The following is a 1165-nucleotide window of genomic DNA, read 5'->3' on the forward strand; positions in this document are numbered from 1 at the left end:
AAAATTGGAAAGAAATTTTTCTGTTTTTGGAGGTTGAAACAAAAGAAGGGGATGTGGGGAAGATGCTGATTATGCGACGGATACTGCCCCGAAGGGGTTTAGTTCAACGTCGCTTTTCAGCGGGCGCGCGTTTTTTGCGCTCCGCTGAAAAAGCATTGTTCGGTTAACTTTACTTTATTAGTCAACAATGATTTTTAGGGAAGAAACATCTAAATTTTTAGGGAACATTGGCCATTTCTTATATTGAGCAATTTTTGCTACTTGCAATATTTGCCTATAACTACCACCCTTCCATGGTGACGGTTTTAAGTCACCAATTTCAATATCATTACCCATTATATATCTAAAATACACAGCCGAAACGTTAGCATTATCGTAATATAAATCATCAGTAACTTGAATTTCATACTCGAATATTACTGCATGGCCGGGCATATGTGGGACCATACCCGGAAGAATATGATCAATACGTTCAACCTTTTCTGTTGTTTTTTTTAAAAAATCTTCTCTACAAATAAATGACAGAATATCATATAGCCCCAACTTGACAACTGGAATTCTTGCTCCAGTAGAAGTCAGCACACCAGGTCCTTTTACTGTTAACCCTTTTACTTTCCAATAACCATATATCATGAAATAGTTATTATATATATTTTTATTACTACTGTCTCTAACCGTTAAATGATATATAGAACCACCATGATAATTATTGCCATCAAATGAAGTTACATAAGAAGCCCTCATAGTGCCATACAGTTCAATATCAAATGTATACTTTGGATTCTTTTCATCAAATCTTACTGGAATACTTTCAAGTAGAATACTATTCCAGATATCAAGTAATTCCTCGCTATCAATCCCATCGATTGGATTATCATAATAAAAGGGTGAGTTTGCCCAAGAGGAATCCTTGTCATGGTTAACAACGCTAATGTTAATCTTAATTTTATATGGTAACGCTTTAATATCCTGATAATTTTTTAAAGAAACCGGAGTGCCCATTGTTCCGCATCCATAAAAAAAAACGAAAAACAAATAACCAAATTTTTTCCAAATCATTAAATACCTCCATAATAATGCCATAAAATTAAAGAAAGATTAAAATTTTGTTTACCGAACGCCCGGCTTCAGGGGCGAGGGGAACGAGTCCGCTCTGAAAGCCGTG

Annotated in this window: 1 protein-coding gene; it reads right to left on the reverse strand. The window is 35.2% G+C overall.

Going from position 1 to position 1165, the window contains the following annotated elements:
- Window positions 1-177: 177 nt before the first annotated feature.
- A complete protein-coding gene (locus tag ACYQ2M_RS25070; protein ID WP_459919139.1) occupies window positions 178-1059 on the reverse strand; it encodes a hypothetical protein in 882 nt (293 codons plus the stop codon).
- Window positions 1060-1165 lie beyond the last annotated feature (106 nt).

Source organism: Desulfocicer niacini, from assembly GCF_054657595.1.